This window comes from Exiguobacterium sp. 8H, from assembly GCF_902506255.1.
GTDB lineage: Bacteria > Bacillota > Bacilli > Exiguobacteriales > Exiguobacteriaceae > Exiguobacterium > Exiguobacterium profundum.
This window is the reverse complement of sequence record NZ_LR733429.1, coordinates 1,861,145-1,880,873: the sequence shown is the minus strand read 5'-3', so window position 1 is coordinate 1,880,873 and position 19,729 is coordinate 1,861,145. Positions and strand designations below refer to the sequence as shown.

Here is a 19,729-nt window from a genome sequence, read left to right as displayed (position 1 = left end):
GATGTTGAAGAAAAGACAAGGGATTGCTGTCCTAGCTGGAGTGACATCGATTGCACTGCTTTCGGGGCAACCGGTCGCACAGGCAGCGACCCCACAGAATGGTACGATGATGCAATACTTTGAATGGTATGTTCCAAACGATGGCCAACACTGGAACCGACTCTCGAACGATTCGCAGCATTTAAAAGATATCGGAATCTCGACCGTTTGGATCCCACCAGCGTATAAAGGGACATCACAAAATGATGTCGGATACGGGGCGTATGATCTGTATGACCTTGGAGAATTTAATCAAAAAGGAACGACTCGGACAAAGTATGGAACAAAAGCGCAGCTACAGTCGGCCATCTCCAACTTACGCGGGAAAGGGATTGGCGTATATGGGGATGTCGTCATGAACCATAAAGGCGGAGCGGATTATACCGAATCCGTTCAAGCTGTCGAGGTCAATCCTTCTAACCGGAATCAAGAGACGTCTGGGGAATATGCCATTTCTGCCTGGACTGGATTCAATTTTGCTGGACGGAACAATACATACTCGCCGTTCAAGTGGCGTTGGTATCATTTTGATGGGACCGACTGGGATCAATCACGAAGTCTGAGCCGAATCTACAAATTCAAGAGTACGGGTAAAGCATGGGATAGTGAAGTGTCGGGTGAGAACGGGAACTATGACTACTTGATGTACGCCGATGTCGATTTTGAGCATCCGGAAGTACGTCAGGAGATGAAAAACTGGGGGAAATGGTACGCGGATTCGCTTGGATTGGACGGCTTCCGACTGGATGCGGTGAAGCATATCAATCATTCATACTTAAAGGAATGGGTGACGAGTGTTCGTCAGGCAACCGGAAAAGAGATGTTCACTGTTGCGGAGTATTGGAAGAATGACTTAGGGGCCATCAATGATTACTTGGCCAAGACGGGCTACACTCATTCCGTATTCGATGTACCACTCCATTACAATTTCCAAGCGGCAGGGAATGGTGGCGGTTACTATGACATGCGGAACATTCTAAAAGGTACGGTCGTCGAGCAGCACCCAACACTCGCTGTGACGATTGTCGACAATCATGATTCGCAACCAGGCCAGTCACTTGAGTCAACAGTCGCGAATTGGTTCAAACCGCTTGCCTACGCGACCATCATGACACGTGGTCAAGGGTATCCAGCACTATTCTACGGAGATTATTATGGAACGAAAGGGACGACGAACCGTGAAATACCGAATATGTCAGCGTCGCTTCAACCCATTTTGAAAGCGCGTAAAGATTTCGCCTACGGCACACAACATGATTACATCAATCACCAAGACGTCATCGGATGGACACGTGAAGGAGTGACGGACCGTGCGAAGTCTGGTCTTGCAACGATTTTATCGGACGGACCAGGCGGATCGAAATGGATGTATGTCGGAAAACAGAATGCAGGGGAAGTGTGGAAAGACATGACAGGAAATAACGGACGTCTCGTGACGATCAATGCGGACGGTTGGGGCGAGTTCTTCGTCAACGGTGGCTCGGTTTCCATCTATACGCAACAATGAATCAGTTAGACTTGTCTCTAAAGATAGGGGCGAGTCTTTTTTCTGAATTTTCACCACATAATTTTTATACGTGATATAATGACCTAGTGTTAATTCTTGATAGGGAATACTTCCGATCCATGAATTCACATTGAACAACGTTGGTTGTTGGTTTTATCTATATTTTTGCGTTGTGACGCTGTTGAATTCAAGGAGGTTGTTATGAGTAAAGAAAAGATTGCCCAATTAAGAAAGCACGTCTCGCCGTTTGAAAAGTCCGATATTCGGATCAGTGTGCGGCAGATGATCAATACGATTTTACCGTTTCTCGTATCGTGGTTTTTAGCGTACCAACTACTAAGTGTCTCGATTTTCCTGACATTGCCGTTCACGTTGATTGCAGCAGGATTTGTCGTGCGGATGTTCATCATCTTCCATGACTGCACACACGGTTCATTCTTTAAAAATAAGAAGGCGAACGCGATTGTCGGAACCATTACAGGGGTCTTGACGTTATTTCCATACGAGAAGTGGAAACGAGAGCATGCGATTCATCATGCATCGAGTGGGAATTTGGATAAACGGGGTGTCGGCGACATCTGGGTCATGACGATTGAGGAGTATATCGAAGCGTCAAAATGGACTCGTCTAAAGTATCGCCTATATCGTCATCCGCTCGTTATGTTCGGTCTCGGACCACTTTGGCTTATTCTCGTCACGAGTCGTTTCAACCGAAAGGACGCGCGGAAAAAAGAACGACAAAATACGTATCTCATCAATATTTCTCTCGTCGTCCTATATAGCGCGCTCATCTATCTGATCGGTTGGCAAGCGTTCTTGATTGTACAAGGAACGACGATGTTCATCGCCGGTGTGCTCGGAATTTGGTTGTTCTATGTTCAGCATACGTTCGAAGATTCCTATTTTGAAGATGAGCAGGAATGGGATTATGTAAAGGCGGCCATCGAAGGAAGCTCGTATTACGAGTTGCCGAAAGTGCTTCAATGGGTGACGGGTAATATCGGATTCCATCATGTCCACCATCTGAGTCCACGCGTGCCGAACTACCATCTAGAAAAAGCACATACGTCGACACCGCCGTTACAACGGGCGACGACAATCGGACTGTTTTCAAGTTTGAAATCGTTACGCTACAAATTGTATGATGCGAACAACAAAACATTCGTCACGTTCCGAGAAGTGCGCCATCTGTTGCGCCGAGCGAACGCGGCATAAAAAAAGATTGTCCCTGATCAAAAGGGACAATCTTTTTAGCGTTTCCAGACCCATTCATCACTCTCGTACTTCTTGACGAGCAAATCGATTTCGCCTTGGTGTTCTTTCGTGAAGACAAGCGGTTCGAACGTCAACGAGAAAGCGTCCTTGAAGCCGGTCTCGAATGCGGCCGCTACTTCGTCAAAGGAAACGAAACGCTTTAACGTGTCGTTCAAGGCGACGGCTTTTTCGCTGAAGCGGGTTTTGGCTTCGTGTTTCTCCGTCTCATCCATCGCGAAACAGTCAAACAACACCTCATCATCGACGGAGAGAGGAATCGAACCATGTTGAAGCACGGCCCCTTGGTGGCGCACTTGTGCGCTACCCGCAATCTTCTTCCCGTCGACAGCAAGCTCATAGTATGAAGCAGCATCGAAGCAGACGGCCGATTTTGGTTTGCGGAGCGCTTCGCGATCCTCTTCCGTCAATGGCACCGAAAATTCGGCGGGGACGCCGAGTTCGTGATATCCGCGACGAACCCCTTCCGTGAGTAGGCGATAGCTCTCGATGATATTCGTCGGGAGGGCAGGGGTCGATTCGGGCAAGATGACACTATACGTCAACTCATCCGCATGCAACACGGCACGTCCCCCTGTTAAGCGACGAACGACCGGAATATTGTTCGCTTTGAGGGCGTCCCGGTCCAAGTCACGCGTCGCTCGCTGGAAACGTCCGACGCTGATTGCATGAGGTGCCCATGAATAAAAACGAAGCGTCGGTTTGAGTTCTCCCTTTGCGACCCAATTGGCGATGGCTTCATCAATCGCCATATTTTTAGCCGGTGAAGTCGATTCAGTTCTAAGTAAGTGCCACGTCGTACCAGTCATAATCTCTCTTCTTTCTGTTAGTCGATTGGCAACATCGTGTGGCGACGCGCCTTGTGTACTTGTTCATCCGCGTGGTATGACGAACGGACGAGTGGACCTGCCTCACAATGTGAGAATCCTTTTGATAGAGCAATCTCTTTCAACTCGGCGAACTCGTCCGGATGGTAGTAACGTTCCACCTCGAGGTGTTTCTTCGTCGGCTGCAAGTATTGACCGAGCGTTAAGATGTCGACGTTGTGCGCGCGGAGGTCATCCATCGCTTCAATCAATTCCTCTTTCGTCTCCCCAAGCCCAACCATGATCGATGACTTCGTCGGGATATCCGGGTTCAATTCTTTCGAACGCTTCAAGAACTCGAGCGTGCGGTCATATGTTGCTTTCGCACGGACTCTCGGTGTGAGGCGACGGACTGTCTCTAAGTTATGGTTCATGATGTCAGGACCCGCATCGATCAACGTCTGCAAGGCAGAGAAGTCACCCATCATGTCTGACGGGAGCACCTCAATCGATGTCTCCGGGTTCATGGCGCGAACCGCGCGAACCGTTTCTGCGAAGACAGTAGCCCCGTAATCGTTCAAGTCGTCACGCGCGACAGCCGTGATGACGACGTGTTTCAAGTTCATAAGTCGAACCGATTCGGCGACACGCTTTGGCTCTTCCCAATCGAGCTCGTTCGGTTTCCCAGTCGTGACGGCACAAAAACGGCAAGCACGTGTACAGATACTTCCAAGAATCATGAAGGTCGCGGTCCGACGTACCGCCCAACATTCATGAATGTTCGGACATTTCGCTTCCTCACATACCGTATGTAAATTTTTCTCGCGCATCATCTTCTTTAGGCCGGTATACGTATCATTCGTGTTTAATTTAATCTTTAACCATTCCGGCTTACGTTTCAGTTCCCCTCTTGCCACAATAATTTCCCCCTTTTTGAAAGTTAACCTGTATCGAATTGAGTTTACCAAAAAACGAATCAAAAACGAACCACAGAAATTATTGGTTTTGCCAATACAGTTCACTGTGTATCAAAACAGAAACATTGTTTCAAAATGGTTACGCTTTCACTTGAACAATTGTTTCTAAAAAGTGGAGTTGCTATACTGTTGTTGACCACCTGAATAAGGACCAAATGTAACTGATGCGATCAGGCATGGGGTGAACGAGCGTTGATGAGGCAACGCTTCTTCCTCCATGCCTTTTCGTTTGGGGGTCAGCCAAATTTGACTAAGGGGAGTGGGAACATGAACAAGGCACTGAATTGGACGGCAACACTCGGATTGACGACGGCATTGCTCGTCTCGTCGGTTCCAGCAGCAGACGCGGTCGTGGCGGAAGGGACGCCGACGATGTCGATTGACCAGCGCGTCAACACGCAGCTAGAGTCGATGACGCTCGAACAAAAAATCGGGCAGATGATCATGCCGGACTTCCGATTATGGAACGGGGCGAACCATACATCTCTTGCACCGGAAGTGGCGCGTGTCATCGATCGTTTCGATCTCGGTGGAGTGATATTGTTTGCGGAGAACGTGAAGGAAACGGAACAGACGACGAAACTCGTTCATGATTTGCAAGAAGTCGTGAAACAAGATGCCAGCAATGATGTCCCGTTATTCGTCACGATCGACCAAGAAGGTGGGATTGTGACACGACTTGGGACGGGAACGAATTTACCGGGGAATATGGCACTCGGGGCCACACGTAACAGTCAATATGCCTATGATGCAGGGGAAATCATCGGTTCTGAATTGAACGCACTCGGGGTAAACGTGAACTTCGGACCGGTACTTGACGTCAACAACAATCCGGGGAATCCGGTCATCGGCGTCCGTTCGTTCTCGAGCGACCCTGAACTAGTCGGGGAACTCGGTTCCGCGATGACACAAGGTATTCAAGACCAAGGTGTTGCAGCAACGGCGAAACATTTCCCAGGTCATGGCGATACGGCCGTCGACTCGCATTATGGGTTACCGGTTGTCGATAAATCACTCGACGAGTTGCGTGGTCTCGAGTTGTTACCGTTCAAACGTGCCATCACAGAAGGGATCGACATGATCATGACGGCGCATATCGGGATGCCACAAATCGAGGACGAGGTCGTCGAATCAGAACGCGGCACGTTCCCACTCCCGGCGACGCTTTCGGATGATGTCATCACGGGAGTGCTTCGTGAGGAACTCGGATATGAAGGAATCGTGGTGACCGACGCACTCAACATGCAAGCCATCGCAGACAATTTTACGGAAGCAGAGGCGGTCATCAAGACGTTCGAAGCAGGGGTCGACATCGCGCTCATGCCGACGATTTTACGCTCGGAAGCAGATGTGATCAAACTCGAAGCAATCTTTGAGGAAGTCATTGCGGCAGTGAAGGATGGACGTTTATCGGAGGCGACCATCGATGAATCAGTGGAACGCATTTTAAAACTGAAAGCAGAGCGTGGAATTTGGGGAGAAACGACGGACTCCACGACGCTCGAGATGAAGCTCGCAGAAGCGAATGCCACGGTAGGAAGCGCTGAGCATAAAGCGAAGGAACGTGAAATCGCGGAGGCGGCCGTCACTCTCGTGAAGAACGAGAAGAAGACGCTCCCATTCAAACCGAAAAAAGGAGACACGGTGCTCGTCTTGTCGCCAGCGAAAGACCAAACGGATAGCATGGTGAAAACAATCAAGTCACTAGAAAAGAATGCAGGGAATATGAAAGACGTGAACGTCATCACGGCCAACTACTCAGCATCAACGCCGCATCTAGATCAAAATCCGGCACTACGGCAACAAGTTGAGGCGGCTGACTATATCATCGTCGGTTCGAACGTGAACAACAGCGCGAAATTAAAACCGACATCAGCTGATCATTATGTACCGGCCGAAGTGTTCCGTTATGCAAATGAGACAGGGAAACAATCGGTTTTACTCAGTTTGCGCAACCCATACGACATTGCCGTTCAACCGGATGCCCCCGCACATCTCTTAATCTATGGATTCAAAGGCGATCCGAACGGTCCAGATTCGGAGGCGGGCAACTTGAAGTCGGCTGGTCCGAACTTACCGGCAGGCATTCGTGCCATCTTCGGTGAAGTGAAGCCACAAGGGAAGTTGCCGGTAGATGTACCGAAATTTGTGGACGGTGTATTCCAAGACGAAAATTACGCGCAGTTCGGTGATGGATTTAAAAACTGGAATCGCTAAACGAAAATGAGCTCGCCCGAAAATCGGGAGAGCTCATTTTTTCATGCCTCGAAATAGGCGATGACGAGTAGACCGGGACCGGTGTGGGCACCGATGGCAGACCCGACCAGTGTCTTCGTGATGTGCTTCGGTTCGAGATGTTCGCGGACCATCTTCTCGAACTGTTCGGCTTTTTCTAGGTCGTCACCATGACCGATGAAGAGGTCTCCGTTCTCGACGATCGACTTCGATTCGACTGTCCATTCGACCATCCGGCGCATGACCTTTTTATGACCACGCACCTTTTCAATCGGGACGAGCTTGCCGTCCTCGACCGTCAATAACGGTAAAATCGTCAACAAGTCTCCGATGAAAGCACTCGCCTTCGAGACACGTCCGCCCCGCATCAAATATTCGAGCGATTCGACCGTGAACAAGTGGCGGACTTTGCCGACGAGCGAAGTGGCATACTCGACCGTTTCTTCATACGTATGGTCTTGGCTATACGCTGCGACCGTTTTGACGAACAATGCCTGTCCGACAGAGGCGGTCCGTGTATCGAGAACCGTGAATGTACTGTCTGGGTATTCCTCTTTCAACATTTCGCCGACCATGACAGCGGTTTGGTATGTACCGGAGAGTTCTCCGGAGAAAGCGAGATATAAGAACGGGATTCCAGCCTCGAGATGCTGACGGAAACAGTGTTCGATTCGTGACGCCTCGATTTGGAACGTCTTTGGCGTCTTGCCATGCCGCATCGCTTCGTATACTTCTTTTGGTTGAATCGTCTCACCGTCTAAAAATTCTTCGTTGTCGATGATGACACCGAGCGGTAAAATCTCAAGACCGTATTCGATGATTTGATCGTGTGTCAAATCGGCCCCGGTGTCTGTGATCAGTTTAAACATTGGATGAATCACTCCTCTGTTAGTTGTTGTTCAATGTCGCGTAACGGTTCATTCCGTTTCCACATGCGTTCGAGCTGACTTGAGAACATTGTTTGCTCGTCTGCCGTCAGTGTCGCGTTTTGGAGCGAACTGACAGTGGAAAGAACGCGGTAGGCTCGAGTGAGGACATCTTGCACGGTAAGCGGGATTCCAAGCAAGTCTTCAAGCGAAGCCATCGTTTCCGGTACAATGGTAGGGTACGTGAACTTTGTCACTTCTCCTTGAATGGCAAGGTTGTAAAAGTCACGGATGATTTCAGCACGTGCGCTCCCGCTCTGTCTTACGCTCAAGTAAATTTGAACGGCGACACCGCCACGGACGCGTCGTTGCGAAATCCCAGCGAACTTTTTGCCGTCGATCGACAAGTCGAAACTTCCAGGACAGTATGAGCCGACGACTTCACCTGGGACGATGTCATTCGTGACGTCTTGGAACATGTGTTGGATGAGCGAGGTCATAGCCTCATAGCCGCTGTCGATTTGAATCCCGTCCTTCTCTGGTAAAATTAAAGAAAGGTTGAGGACGTCATCGTCTAGCACCACGGCTAAACCGCCTGAGTTTCGGACGACGGGACGGAATCCATGTTCATGTAAGTAACGAATTCCCTCTTTCAAATGAGGCAGCCGAGCATCCTGGATTCCGAGTACAATCGTATCGGTGTGCACCCATGCCCGCAAGACGGCACCTCGTTCTTGCGTTGACGCACATAACGTATCATCGGTCGCAAACGATTGTTCCGCTTGAAACATCGTGCCAAGACTCGACTGATCGATGATGCGATAGCTCGGTTGTCGTAATAATGGATGGATCATATTCATTAATTCCTTTTCACAAAAAATTTTCCTCCTCATTATAGCATGGAGGGAACGATTCGTTTGAAGTCGAATCTAGAACATAACGAAACGTAGGAGGGCATGTCATGTACTCGTCTCGAGGACAACTATCTGGATCGAAAGTATTTAAGGATCCGGTACATCGATATATTTATGTTTACGATCACCTCATTTGGGAGTTGATCAATACGAAAGAATTTCAGCGTTTGCGTCGTATCAAACAACTTGGAACGTCTTTTTTGACATTTCATGGCGCGGAGCACACGCGATTTCATCACTCGCTCGGCGTATATGAAATCGCACGCCAGTTAATCGATCAGTTCCAACAGTATCCGGAATGGGACGACCGCGACCGTGAACTACTGTTGGCAGCAGCGCTCTTGCACGATGTCGGACACGGTCCATTCTCGCACGCGTTCGAGCACGTCTTTTCCGTTCGTCATGAAGTGTGGACGGAGCGCATCATTTTAGGGGAAACCGAAGTAAATAGGGTTTTATCTGAGATGGGTGTCGGGTTTGCCGAAGAAGTGGCCTCCATCATCAATAAGACGCATCCGAATCGCTTGATCGTCAATATGCTCAGCTCACAGCTTGATGTCGACCGGATGGACTATTTGTTACGCGACGCTCACTTTGCGGGTGTCAGTTATGGAAAGTTTGATTTAGAACGCATGTTGCGCGTCTTGCGTCCGGATGAAGACCAAGTCGTGGTCAAGCAGTCTGGGATGCATACGATTGAAGACTATATTATGCGTCGCTATCAAATGTATTGGCAAGTGTACCTTCATCCGGCGACACGGTCGAGCGATCTCCTCTTGAAAGCGATTCTTGAGCGGGCACAGGAGCTCTATGAGAGTGGCTATGAGTTTAACATGACGCCGAAACACTTTTTGCCGATCTTTGAACGCACCGGTATGTCACTCGAACAATATTTGAAATTGGATGAGACGGTCGTCTACTTCTATTTCCAAGAATGGATGGAAGAAGACGACGCGATTCTAGCCGATTTGGCGAGTCGATTCGTGAATCGCCGATTATTAAAATATAAGAACTTCCCGGAAGCGAATCGTGTCCGTTATATGGAGCGCTTGCGACAGACGATGGAGACGATCGGGCTTCCACCAACATACTATCTGCTTGAAGATCAATTGAGTCAATTGCCATACGATTTATATAAAGGACAAGGCAAATACGAGGGGATTTATCTACAGATGAATGACGGGGAGCGAAAAGAGATTTCAGAGGTCTCGATGCTCGTCCAGTCGATTTTGAACTCGAGACAATCGGATGAAAAAATTTATTATCCGGAAGATGTGTTGTTGAATTTAAAAGATTATGCGAATGAAAAATCGTGGATTTTATCGACATTGAAGGACGATTAAACACGCAAAGGGGCGTGACACGATGGAGATTGCGACACTGATTGGTGGAATCGGGATTTTTTTACTCGGGATGACGTTACTGACAGATACGCTCAAAAAATGGGCTGGTACACGATTGCGTCATCGGTTGAATCAATTCACCGACGGCTCTTTGTCAGGGGCGACTCTCGGCGCAATGCTGACGACCCTGTTTCAATCTTCCTCGGTGACGACACTGATGACGATTGGGTTTGTGAGCGCGGGGCTTCTCACGTTCACGCAATCGTTACCTCTCGTAATTGGCGCAAACGTAGGCAGCGCGACGACGGGATGGATCATTGCCATCCTCGGCTATAACTTAGACGTGCGCCAGTTGTTTTTGCCGATCATTGGAATCGGGATGGCGTTTCGTCTATCCAGTCCGCGCCTTCGCCGTGTGGGACTGTTGCTCGTCAGTATCGGGTTGATCTTTGTTGGGATTGGGACACTTCAAGAAGCGATGCGGGATGTCGTCACGTTCTCGTTTGGCTCGGCCGGTGAGATGACCGTTCTGCATCAGGCACTTCTGATTGGAATCGGATTTATGATGACCGCCGTCCTTCAGTCATCGACGATTGGACTCGTGCTAACGATGACGGCTCTCGCGACGGCGGCGATTTCACTCCCGCAAGCCGCTTATTTGGTGCTTGGTCAAAGTGCGGGGACGAGCCTTGTCGTGGCACTCGGTTCAATCGGAGGCTGGAAGTCAGCCCGACGCATTGTATTGGGGCATGCCATCTACCACGTGTCAATCGTCCTCATTGGATGGCTGACGTTCCCTGTTCTCTTCGAGGTCGTCAATCGAGTAGCCGATTGGTTCAACTGGAACGACTTATTACGTCTCGCCTTATTCCATACGACATTCCATCTACTAGGTGTGATCTTATTCCTACCATTTTATCAAACGTTCGCACGGCGATTACTGAAGTGGATTCCGAGTCGCTCCGAAAAATTGACACGTCTGCTCGATAAAAACATGTCACAACTCCCGACGGTCGCTCTTGAAGCGGCACGACGCTCTTTACTTGAAATCGAAAGATATTTAGGAAATGAGACGGAATTGCTTGTCCGAGAGGGACGTCTTCGTGAAGATGAATTGACGCTCGTCGACAAGACGTTGAGCGATGTCCGTGTCTTTTTGAGCACGATACGTCTTGAAGATGAAGGAAAGCAAAATGATTATGGCCAACATCTATCCCTCTTGCATACGATCGATCATCTGGAACGCTGGTTATATGTCTTGCGAGAAGTCGAACCGGTCCACGCACTTCGGGACACCGACTTTTTAGCGGCACGAGAACTCGTATTGCATGAGCTTGACCTTGTGAATCAACTGAATCATCATACGCCACCAGAGGATTCGAAGCTGTGGAAACAGGCCTCAAAACAACTGGCGGAATATCGGAAAGCACATCGCTCGGAGCTGCTAGAAGAAACGGCGGCGAATCAGTTGGAGATGGACCAGACGATACAAAAAGTACAAGTATTGCTCTGGCTCGACCGTATCGGCTACCACATTTGGCGAGCGACACGTCACTTGATTAAGCCGACCGTACCGAGTGAACGGTTCGACGTGAACCGAGAAGACTAGAACAAAAAACGGACTCCATATCAGGAGTCCGTTCGTCACTTACTTCTTATCTGCGTGCATTACACCGGCTTGTCCGTAATGTGTCGCATCCATCTCTTCGATGAAGACGGTGATGTTTTCTTTTGGCGCATTCGTCGTTTCGGAGACGGCATCCGTCACTTTTTCAATCAACGCGCGTTTTTGTTCCACGGTACGGCCCGGGAGCATTTTTACAGTTACATAAGGCATGGTCATTCCTCCTTTGCTGAAGTCTCTTTCATTGTAGAGAATCCCCTTCCTCTAGAAAAGAAAATTCTCATCTACCTCGAAACATGAGCTCACTTTTACCGGATTTGGGGTAATAAACAAGACAGAGCGAATGTAGGAGGAATCGGGATGAAGTGGAAAGGAAGACAACAGAGCCGGAACATCGAGGATCGACGTGGGCGTAGCATCGGAGGGAAAGGGATTGCCGGGGTCGGAGGCGGTCTTGGGTTGATTCTCGTCATCGTCTTTACATTATTGAACGGGGGAAGCCCGACCGATCTCGTCAACAATATCGGACTCGGGGAACCTCAATCGGAGGGGACGTATACCGGAACGGCTCGTGAAGAGGAGATGGCAGATTTCGTAGCGGTTGTCTTAAAGGATACGGAAGAAGTGTGGACAGACATCTTCGCTGAAAATGGGATGACCTATGAAGAGCCGACGCTCGTTCTATTTTCCGGACAGGTTGAATCCGCTTGTGGTATTGCCGGCTCCGCTGTGGGTCCGTTCTATTGTCCCGGCGACCAAAAACTGTATATCGATTTGAGTTTTTATGATGAATTGAGTCAACGTTTCAATGCGCCAGGGGATTTCGCGATGGCTTATGTTGTCGCCCATGAGGTCGGGCATCATGTCCAAACGCTTCTCGGGACGACAGAAGAAATCATGCCGCTTCGTAACGAGATGAGCGAGACCGAATTCAATCGCTATCTCGTACGCTTCGAGTTGCAGGCAGATTACTATGCGGGCGTATGGGCCCATCACGCGCAAGGGTTAGGGTATCTTGAAGCGGGAGACGTGGAAGAAGCGATGAATGCCGCGCATCAGATTGGCGATGACACGCTGCAGCGTCAGGCACGTGGATATGTGACGCCAGACTCGTTCACGCATGGGACGTCGGAACAACGCATGCGGTGGTTCGAGAGAGGGTTTGAGAACGGATCGATTCAAGGAGGCGACACGTTCAATACGAACAACTTATAGATCGGGCGCCTGCTCGATCTTTTTAGGTGATTGGAATATGTGGAAGGAATCCGCTATCATAAAAGAACAACAGTTGCAGGAAGGGGATGACCAAATGGAATCCTTACTTACGAAAATTAATTTAGCGAAAGAGGATATGACAGCGGTCGAAAAGAAGATCGCCGACTATATTTTGTCCCATTCAACACTCATTCCAAACATGACGACAAAAGAGCTTGCGCAAAAGACGGATGTATCCGAGGCGAGTATCGTTCGCTTCGCTCGAGTCGTCGGAATTGATAGTTTTAAAGCGTTCAAGCTCGCGCTCGTGAAAGACTTGGCTGTCACGGAGACGACGCTGACGGACTTTAACGTCCTCCAGCAAAAAGACACGCCGTATGACTCGTTCCAAAAAGTCATCCATGTGAACAAGGCGGCAATCGAGGCGTGCGCCGAAGCGATGGATAAACGAGAACTTGAACATGCAGTGGACCTGTTCGCTCGCGCGAACCGCGTCATCTTTTACGGGGTCGGGGGGTCTTCGACTGCGGCAATCGATGCGCAATATAAGTTTACGAAGCTGGGATATGCGGCCACGACCTCTCCCGATTTTCATTATATGTTGTCGCTGATCCCGCATTTAGGAAAGTCTGATGTATTCGTCGCAATCAGCACGTCAGGACGAACGAAAGATGTGCTCGAGCTCGTCCGATTTGCGAAAAAGAAACGTGTTCCGGTCATCGCCATCACTAACCTCGACAAATCACCGCTTTACCGAGAAGCGGACGTTCGACTCTGTACACCGAACGTCGAGAGCGACTTCCGAATCGCGAGCATCGCCTCACGGATGACACAATTGACGATTGTCGATACGTTATATATGGGACTCCTCCACCGGAAGGGAGAAGGGTTGATTGATCGGTACGCAGAAGCCCGTGATGAGATGGTGAAACTACGCCGATGATTCAACCTTATACGGCTGAAAATCGTCAAGAATTGCAACGCTTTTTGATGGACCAGCGCACATTCGCAAGATTGAATGAACAGACAGTCGAGATGTTTCGTGACGAGAACGTGGCAGATTTTGAAGAAGAAGGTACCATTAGCCTGATTTTTCGTGAAGAAGAGCGAATCGTGGCAATCGCCGACCTCTTAAAAAAACATCCGATCGATGGCTCGCTTTGGCTTGGTTTGTTCGTTGTCGAAGAATCTCTCCATGGGACAGGTTTGGCGCAAACGTTGTATGAACAATTGGAAGATCAATATATGCGCCCGTATCAAATGGAGTTTCGGTTAGGCGTGCTTCCTCATAATGTTAGAGCTCGCCGATTTTGGGAGCGAAACGGATACGTGTATGAGAAGGATTCGATCACGAATAAAGGAACACGCGTGCACGTCTTGAAAAAACGACTCATTCGTTCAGAGTGAGTTTTTCTTTAAAGTTTATTTGAAATTAAATTTCATAAAATTTAAATTATAAATTGACTTTAAATTTCAATATAGTACGATGAAATCATAGAGAAGAAAGGATGGTGGCGATGCTAGATAAACTGGCTACAGAAAGACGGAATGAACGAACGATGCACCTGGACGAGATGTCGATTGAGGAACGATTGGCGATTATGAATGCAGAGGATCATAAAGTTCCTCAAGTGATTCAAGAGCAACTTCCGGTCATCACAAAAGTCGTGGAGCGAGTCATCGCATCCTTTCGTAAAGGCGGTCGCCTGATTTATATCGGTGCGGGCACGAGTGGACGTTTAGGGATTTTAGACGCAGCTGAGTGTGTGCCAACGTTTGGAGTATCACCCAATCAAGTCATTGGACTGATTGCCGGCGGCGAACGCGCGCTCATTCAAGCCGTTGAGGGAGCAGAAGACAGTAAAGAATTGGCGGTCACAGATTTGAAAGCGCTTCATTTGACAGCAGAGGATACGGTCGTTGGGATTGCAGCGAGCGGTCGAACGCCATATGTCGTCGGAGGTCTCGATTACGCACGGGAACTCGGTGCCACAACAGCTTCGATTTCATGTAATCGCGATGCGGTCATCAGTCGACATGCGGATTACCCGATTGAAGTGGAAACGGGACCGGAAGTACTGACCGGTTCAACGAGATTGAAGGCGGGAACAGCACAGAAACTTGTCCTCAACATGATTTCGACGACGTCGATGATTGGAGTAGGAAAAGTGTATCAAAACTTGATGGTTGATGTGCAACCGACGAATGAAAAGCTAGAAGTGCGTGCCAAGCGGATGATTGCAGAAGCGACAGGGGTCGACATGGAAATGGCCGCGCGTTATTTTGCTTCATCCAAGGGGCACGTCAAAACGGCGATTGTCATGATTTTAGCGGACGTCTCTTATGAGGAGGCTGTCAAACGATTAGAGCGCGCGAACGGATTCGTCCGCGAGGCGCTATAAGGGGGAAATCGAGATGAAGAAAGAAGAGGTTTTAGCACGGGATATCCTCGCACATGTCGGGGGGAAAGAGAATATCCGTCAACTCGCGCATTGTATGACACGTGTTCGACTGACGCTGAAAGATGGGACGAAGGCAGACGTTGACGCATTGAAAAAGATTGACGGGGTCATGGGTGTCATCAATGATGAGACGCTGCAAATCGTCGTCGGCCCAGGTACTGTGAATCGGGTCGCGGATTATATGAGCCATGAGACAGGGCTCGCAATCGGGGAAGAGTCGGTTGATGCGAACCTGACGTTAGAGGAGCGTGCGGCGATCGAACGCCAGAAGGTGAAAGAAAAACAAAAGTCACCGTTCAAACGATTCCTTCGTCGCCTCGGGAATATCTTTATTCCGCTCATTCCGGGACTTGTCGCATCGGGGATCATTAACGGGGCAGCGAACTTTGCCGTCAACGCCGGCGTCGACCGGACGGAGACATGGATGCAGATTCTACTCGTGCTCGGTAGCACGGTCTTCGCGTACTTAGCCATCCTTGTCGGTTGGAACACGGCAAAAGAGTTTGGAGGAACGCCGGTACTCGGGGCGATTGCCGGGGGGATCCTGTTCAACCCGCTTCTCGCGGACATCGTCATTTATGGGGAGCCGCTCGTCGTCGGGCGTGGTGGATTATTCGGTGTTATTTTTGCCGGTTGGCTCATGACGTATATCGAGAAGCACATTCGTCGCTTCATGCCGGTATCCATTGATATTATTTTCACACCACTCTTTACAGTCTTGATCGTTGGATTTACTGCTTTATATGCAATAATGCCGGTCGCTGGCGTATTGTCAGACGGTATCATGCGAGGAATCAATGCGACGCTTGAATTCGGGGGACCTGTCGCAGGGGCACTCTTGGCCGGATTCTTCTTACCGCTTGTCATGGTCGGATTGCATCACGGTTTGACGCCAATCCATTTGGAACTGTTGAACACGGTCGGAACAACGGCCCTTCTCCCAATCTTGGCGATGGCCGGGGCGGGTCAAGTCGGTGCAGCGCTTGCAATCTTTGTGAAGACGCGCAACCCACGCCTTCGCAATATTATCAAAGGGGCCATTCCGGTAGGTTTCCTTGGAATCGGGGAACCGCTCCTGTATGGTGTCACGCTTCCGCTCGGACGTCCCTTCTTGACAGCGTGTCTCGGGGCCGCGGTCGGTGGTGCCTTCCAAGCGACAATGAAGACAGCGGCGCTCGGGGTTGGTGTTTCCGGTCTATCGCTCACACCATTGATTGATAATGGCATGTATTTGACGTACATTGCCGGACTATTGATTTCATATACGGCAGGCTTCCTGTTTACTTATTTCTTCGGTTTCAAAGAAGAGATGGCAGACGGGATTTAATAAAAAAAGATGGCTCCAGTCGAGTCATCTTTTTCTCTACTTTTGGAAAGGTGGATTCATATGAGAGGGATTTCAGTGTACTTAGGCGATGAACTGACACTTGATTCGATGGCTTGGATGGAACGCATGCGAGAGGCAGGGTTTACGAGCATCTTCACGTCGCTCCATATTCCGGAAGACGATCCGACAACTTATACGGAACGACTTCAGCAATTAGGTGCGTTGGCAAGTCGTCTAAAGATGGAACTCGTGGCGGATATCGCTCCATCGTCTCTACAGGCACTCGGTAAGACTTGGGATGATGCTCATGCGCTGTTGGAGTGGGGTGTCACCGGGTTACGTGTTGACTATGGTGTCACACCGAAACAAGTGGCGGATTTATCACGACATATGATGGTCGCCCTCAATGCGAGTACGCTCACGGAAGCAGAGCTTGAAGAGATGCTACGACAAGGGCTACGACGTGAGCATGTCGAAGCGTGGCATAACTTTTATCCCCGTCCGGAAACAGGACTCGAGCGTTCTTGGTTTGATGAAAGAAACGACTGGTTACATGCGCAAGGAATACGGGTACAAGCATTCATCCCTGGAGATGAACGGTTACGTGGCCCCCTTCATGAGACATTACCGACACTCGAGATGCACCGCCACCAATCTCCGTTTTCGTGTTATATCGATTTACAAGCGAGGGTCGATCGAATCTTGATTGGAGATCCGTGTATATCCAATCAGACGATGCGACAGTTTCGGGAGTACGACGAGGGCGTCATCGTTCTTCGAGCGACCACACGAAATCATGATGATTCGGTTCCAACCAGTCACACGAATCGGATGGACCCAGCCCGGGACGTCATCCGTTCGGTCGAATCGAGAGCGTATGGACGACCTGGGGACCATTTGATTCAACCGCGAGATACAGAAGAACGAGTGCTCGGCAGTATCACGATCGACAATGAACGTTACGGTCGTTATGCAGGGGAACTGCAAATAACGAAGCGGGATTTGCCGGCAGATGAGCGCGTCAATGTCATCGGAAGGATCATTGAAGAAGATCGTTCATTAATCCAACAGATCGGTCCAGGGGGACGCTTTCAAATCGAGTGGGTGTGACTCAGGATTGCCACCATCCTATATCATTGTGTACAGTAGAGAGGGAGGGTGGAACATGAAAGACATTAATTTTAATATTATTTCAGACGATGCGACGGACGGACACGGTGGTTTTGGTGTCGGTTCGCTTAGTTTAAATAACATGTCTCCGGTCATCATCGATGTCGAAGAAGGCGTTGCAACAATCGATATGGGAGCGATGCACGCCAAGTCTGCCATCGAGAAACGGATTAAGTTTTTGACGGACCCGGAAGCGGTACCGAACGGGAAACCGTATTGGATCGTGTGGGTGACGGTCGGTCGAAAACCGGAAGGCTTTTATTATGGCGGTGTCGCGGCATGTGACATGTTAGTTGACGTGGAAGCGAGACGGGGTTATAAATTATTACCGTATCACGTTAATCAAATGGATAAATCGTTAAAGGGTCGGATTTTAATCGACATGATGGACGCTCCGTCCCGCGACGTTTTAGCGAACTTCTTACAAGAACATCGCCCTGAGATTTGGGCAAACTCGACTGAACTTCATGCAGAGCTCGAGCGTGTAGACGCTGAGTAAAAAGATTGGACGAATTTTCGTCTCCAATCTTTTTTGTTTCAAGTTTTTGGGAATTTCAAGAGAATTTGTAACTGAAGAGATATTCAGTTGTAATTGTATGAAAATTCAGTATTATGATATACTGACTACATTGTGAAAAAAAGAAAGGGTGATACGATGAGCGAAACGAAAAAAATCTTAATCGGTCTCGCGCTAGGTGTTGTTGTTGGTCTCGGATTGGCGGGCTTGCCGGATAATGTTTATGAGATTGTGAATCCGTATATTTTATCTCCGGTCGGAACGATCTTTTTGAATTTAATTAAAATGTTAGTCGTACCGATTGTCTTCTTCTCAATTATTTTAGGCGTCATGGGTCTCGGGGACCCGAAAGAACTAGGTCGAGTCGGGTCGAAGTCGATTCTGTTCTTCTTAGCGACGACAGCGCTCGCGATCATGTTAGCGATGGGTGTTGCATCCGTCTTACAGCCAGGGGAGCGTGGGGACTTCCAAACGACAGGTCTTGAATTTGAATCAACAGCGACCGAGGAATCGTCTAATATCGTACAGACATTCGTCAATATGATTCCAACGAATCCGATTACGGCGCTCGCTGAAGGAAACATGCTTCAAATCATCGTCTTTGCTGCATTGATTGGTTTTGCGCTGATTGCCCTCGGGGACAAGGCGAAAACGTGGCGTCAATTCGTCAAACAAGGCGATCGCATTATGATGTACTTGATTCATCTTGTGATGAAGCTCGCTCCATACGGCGCATTCGCATTGATTGCTTCTGCAATCGGAGGCATCGGTCTCGACGCGGTTGTCGCAATGGCGTGGTATATGATTGCCGTCGTCTTGACGCTATTCTTACATGCAACGATTGTCTACGGGGCAGCGGTTTACTTCATCGGGAAGATGAGCCCAGTCTTCTTCTTCAAGAACTTCTATGAGGCGATGACGTTCGCGTTCTCGACTTCTTCGTCAAATGCGACGCTTCCAGTATCGATGGAAGTCGCACAGAAAAAACTCGGTGTGCCGCGTTCGATTTCGTCGTTCGTACAGCCACTTGGGGCAACGGTCAACATGGACGGAACAGCGATCATGCAAGGGGTTGCGACGATTTTCATCGCGCAAGTGTTCGCTTCTGACTTAACAATGACTCAGTTGTTGACGGTCGTCATCACGGCGGTCCTCGCTTCGATCGGTACAGCGGGTGTACCGGGAGTCGGACTTGTCATGCTTGCGCTCGTCCTTCAGTCAGTCAACTTACCGGTAGAGGGAATCGCTCTCATTATCGGAGTAGACCGTATTCTTGATATGCTTCGCACATCAGTCAACATCACGGGGGATGCGGCATGTGCGGTTGTCGTTTCGAAATTGGAAGAAAAACATTTACCACCAGTCGACGAAGACTCGTGGGATGAAGCCGGTGCAACCTCTTCATCATCGCTATGATATAGTAAAGGACCATGACGACATGTCATGGTCCTTATT

General features: G+C 49.3%; 18 protein-coding genes. 13 read left to right on the top strand and 5 right to left on the bottom strand.

Translation table 11 applies throughout. The features are described 5' to 3' along the window. Positions 1-4: 4 nt before the first annotated feature. Entirely contained in the window at positions 5-1,546 is a 1,542-nt protein-coding gene (gene amyS, locus GVY43_RS09565; protein ID WP_371730233.1) for an alpha-amylase, read from the top strand. A gap of 201 nt (positions 1,547-1,747) precedes the next feature. Then, positions 1,748-2,761 (top strand): fatty acid desaturase, encoded by a 1,014-nt coding sequence (locus GVY43_RS09560; protein WP_074035599.1) that lies wholly within the window; start codon positions 1,748-1,750, stop codon positions 2,759-2,761. Positions 2,762-2,796: 35 nt separating this feature from the next. On the opposite strand, the gene GVY43_RS09555 is transcribed toward GVY43_RS09560, so the two are convergent. Next, on the bottom strand, positions 2,797-3,627 hold the full coding sequence (locus GVY43_RS09555) for a lipoate--protein ligase family protein (RefSeq protein ID WP_159563023.1): 831 nt from the start codon (positions 3,625-3,627) through the stop codon (positions 2,797-2,799). 17 nt (positions 3,628-3,644) lie between these two features. Next, positions 3,645-4,580 (bottom strand): lipoyl synthase, encoded by a 936-nt coding sequence (lipA, locus tag GVY43_RS09550; RefSeq protein ID WP_324292278.1) that lies wholly within the window; start codon positions 4,578-4,580, stop codon positions 3,645-3,647. Positions 4,581-4,868: 288 nt separating this feature from the next. On the opposite strand from lipA, the gene GVY43_RS09545 reads away from it, so the two are divergent. After that, positions 4,869-6,818 carry a glycoside hydrolase family 3 protein gene (locus tag GVY43_RS09545; protein WP_159563022.1) on the top strand — a complete coding sequence of 650 codons (1,950 nt, stop codon included), beginning with the start codon at positions 4,869-4,871 and terminating at the stop codon, positions 6,816-6,818. Positions 6,819-6,859: 41 nt separating this feature from the next. On the opposite strand, the gene GVY43_RS09540 is transcribed toward GVY43_RS09545, so the two are convergent. Together GVY43_RS09540 and GVY43_RS09535 are read right to left on the bottom strand one after the other, a co-directional pair. After that, positions 6,860-7,705 (bottom strand): DegV family protein, encoded by an 846-nt coding sequence (locus GVY43_RS09540; RefSeq protein WP_159563021.1) that lies wholly within the window; start codon positions 7,703-7,705, stop codon positions 6,860-6,862. 8 nt (positions 7,706-7,713) lie between these two features. Further along, positions 7,714-8,562 carry a biotin/lipoate A/B protein ligase family protein gene (locus GVY43_RS09535; RefSeq protein WP_159563020.1) on the bottom strand — a complete coding sequence of 283 codons (849 nt, stop codon included), beginning with the start codon at positions 8,560-8,562 and terminating at the stop codon, positions 7,714-7,716. Between the two features lie 101 nt (positions 8,563-8,663). Here GVY43_RS09535 and GVY43_RS09530 point away from each other — a divergent pair, with 101 nt between their 5' ends. Then, positions 8,664-9,959, top strand: coding sequence for an HD domain-containing protein (locus GVY43_RS09530; protein ID WP_159563019.1), 1,296 nt, complete (start codon positions 8,664-8,666; stop codon positions 9,957-9,959). Between the two features lie 22 nt (positions 9,960-9,981). Then, positions 9,982-11,568, top strand: coding sequence for a Na/Pi cotransporter family protein (locus GVY43_RS09525; protein ID WP_078147716.1), 1,587 nt, complete (start codon positions 9,982-9,984; stop codon positions 11,566-11,568). Between the two features lie 39 nt (positions 11,569-11,607). On the opposite strand, the gene GVY43_RS09520 is transcribed toward GVY43_RS09525, so the two are convergent. Further along, positions 11,608-11,796 (bottom strand): 2-hydroxymuconate tautomerase, encoded by a 189-nt coding sequence (locus tag GVY43_RS09520; RefSeq protein ID WP_012727443.1) that lies wholly within the window; start codon positions 11,794-11,796, stop codon positions 11,608-11,610. Positions 11,797-11,943: 147 nt separating this feature from the next. Here GVY43_RS09520 and GVY43_RS09515 point away from each other — a divergent pair, with 147 nt between their 5' ends. The 8 genes from GVY43_RS09515 to GVY43_RS09480 all read left to right on the top strand — a co-directional run bounded on the left by GVY43_RS09515 (position 11,944) and on the right by GVY43_RS09480 (position 19,690). Next, positions 11,944-12,798 carry a neutral zinc metallopeptidase gene (locus GVY43_RS09515; protein WP_159563018.1) on the top strand — a complete coding sequence of 285 codons (855 nt, stop codon included), beginning with the start codon at positions 11,944-11,946 and terminating at the stop codon, positions 12,796-12,798. A 94-nt stretch (positions 12,799-12,892) separates the two neighbouring features. Further along, entirely contained in the window at positions 12,893-13,741 is an 849-nt protein-coding gene (locus GVY43_RS09510; protein ID WP_159563665.1) for a MurR/RpiR family transcriptional regulator, read from the top strand. After that, positions 13,738-14,205 carry an N-acetyltransferase gene (locus tag GVY43_RS09505; RefSeq protein WP_159563017.1) on the top strand — a complete coding sequence of 156 codons (468 nt, stop codon included), beginning with the start codon at positions 13,738-13,740 and terminating at the stop codon, positions 14,203-14,205. The genes GVY43_RS09510 and GVY43_RS09505 overlap by 4 nt, the downstream gene beginning before the upstream one ends. A gap of 101 nt (positions 14,206-14,306) precedes the next feature. Next, positions 14,307-15,200 (top strand): N-acetylmuramic acid 6-phosphate etherase, encoded by an 894-nt coding sequence (gene murQ, locus GVY43_RS09500; protein ID WP_035387829.1) that lies wholly within the window; start codon positions 14,307-14,309, stop codon positions 15,198-15,200. A gap of 13 nt (positions 15,201-15,213) precedes the next feature. Further along, positions 15,214-16,587 carry a PTS transporter subunit EIIC gene (locus GVY43_RS09495; protein WP_159563016.1) on the top strand — a complete coding sequence of 458 codons (1,374 nt, stop codon included), beginning with the start codon at positions 15,214-15,216 and terminating at the stop codon, positions 16,585-16,587. 60 nt (positions 16,588-16,647) lie between these two features. Beyond that, positions 16,648-17,697 carry a DUF871 domain-containing protein gene (locus GVY43_RS09490; RefSeq protein ID WP_159563015.1) on the top strand — a complete coding sequence of 350 codons (1,050 nt, stop codon included), beginning with the start codon at positions 16,648-16,650 and terminating at the stop codon, positions 17,695-17,697. Positions 17,698-17,752: 55 nt separating this feature from the next. Then, on the top strand, positions 17,753-18,256 hold the full coding sequence (locus tag GVY43_RS09485) for a YwhD family protein (RefSeq protein ID WP_031422148.1): 504 nt from the start codon (positions 17,753-17,755) through the stop codon (positions 18,254-18,256). A 156-nt stretch (positions 18,257-18,412) separates the two neighbouring features. Next, positions 18,413-19,690, top strand: a complete 1,278-nt coding sequence (locus GVY43_RS09480; RefSeq protein WP_074035617.1) for a dicarboxylate/amino acid:cation symporter — start codon at positions 18,413-18,415, stop codon at positions 19,688-19,690. The last annotated feature ends 39 nt before the right edge of the window (positions 19,691-19,729 follow it).

What these genes read in the sequence shown, in the direction of transcription:
- GVY43_RS09545 (WP_159563022.1), top strand. Translation starts at nt 4,869, where the DNA reads ATGAACAAGGCACTGAATTGGACGGCAACACTCGGATTGACGACGGCA.
- murQ (WP_035387829.1), top strand. Translation starts at nt 14,307, where the DNA reads ATGGTGGCGATGCTAGATAAACTGGCTACAGAAAGACGGAATGAACGA.
- GVY43_RS09535 (WP_159563020.1), bottom strand. Translation starts at nt 8,562, where the DNA reads ATGAATATGATCCATCCATTATTACGACAACCGAGCTATCGCATCATC.
- GVY43_RS09495 (WP_159563016.1), top strand. Translation starts at nt 15,214, where the DNA reads ATGAAGAAAGAAGAGGTTTTAGCACGGGATATCCTCGCACATGTCGGG.
- GVY43_RS09485 (WP_031422148.1), top strand. Translation starts at nt 17,753, where the DNA reads ATGAAAGACATTAATTTTAATATTATTTCAGACGATGCGACGGACGGA.
- GVY43_RS09540 (WP_159563021.1), bottom strand. Translation starts at nt 7,705, where the DNA reads ATGTTTAAACTGATCACAGACACCGGGGCCGATTTGACACACGATCAA.
- GVY43_RS09490 (WP_159563015.1), top strand. Translation starts at nt 16,648, where the DNA reads ATGAGAGGGATTTCAGTGTACTTAGGCGATGAACTGACACTTGATTCG.
- GVY43_RS09510 (WP_159563665.1), top strand. Translation starts at nt 12,893, where the DNA reads ATGGAATCCTTACTTACGAAAATTAATTTAGCGAAAGAGGATATGACA.
- GVY43_RS09525 (WP_078147716.1), top strand. Translation starts at nt 9,982, where the DNA reads ATGGAGATTGCGACACTGATTGGTGGAATCGGGATTTTTTTACTCGGG.
- GVY43_RS09520 (WP_012727443.1), bottom strand. Translation starts at nt 11,796, where the DNA reads ATGCCTTATGTAACTGTAAAAATGCTCCCGGGCCGTACCGTGGAACAA.
- GVY43_RS09555 (WP_159563023.1), bottom strand. Translation starts at nt 3,627, where the DNA reads ATGACTGGTACGACGTGGCACTTACTTAGAACTGAATCGACTTCACCG.
- GVY43_RS09515 (WP_159563018.1), top strand. Translation starts at nt 11,944, where the DNA reads ATGAAGTGGAAAGGAAGACAACAGAGCCGGAACATCGAGGATCGACGT.
- GVY43_RS09530 (WP_159563019.1), top strand. Translation starts at nt 8,664, where the DNA reads ATGTACTCGTCTCGAGGACAACTATCTGGATCGAAAGTATTTAAGGAT.
- GVY43_RS09480 (WP_074035617.1), top strand. Translation starts at nt 18,413, where the DNA reads ATGAGCGAAACGAAAAAAATCTTAATCGGTCTCGCGCTAGGTGTTGTT.
- GVY43_RS09505 (WP_159563017.1), top strand. Translation starts at nt 13,738, where the DNA reads ATGATTCAACCTTATACGGCTGAAAATCGTCAAGAATTGCAACGCTTT.
- GVY43_RS09560 (WP_074035599.1), top strand. Translation starts at nt 1,748, where the DNA reads ATGAGTAAAGAAAAGATTGCCCAATTAAGAAAGCACGTCTCGCCGTTT.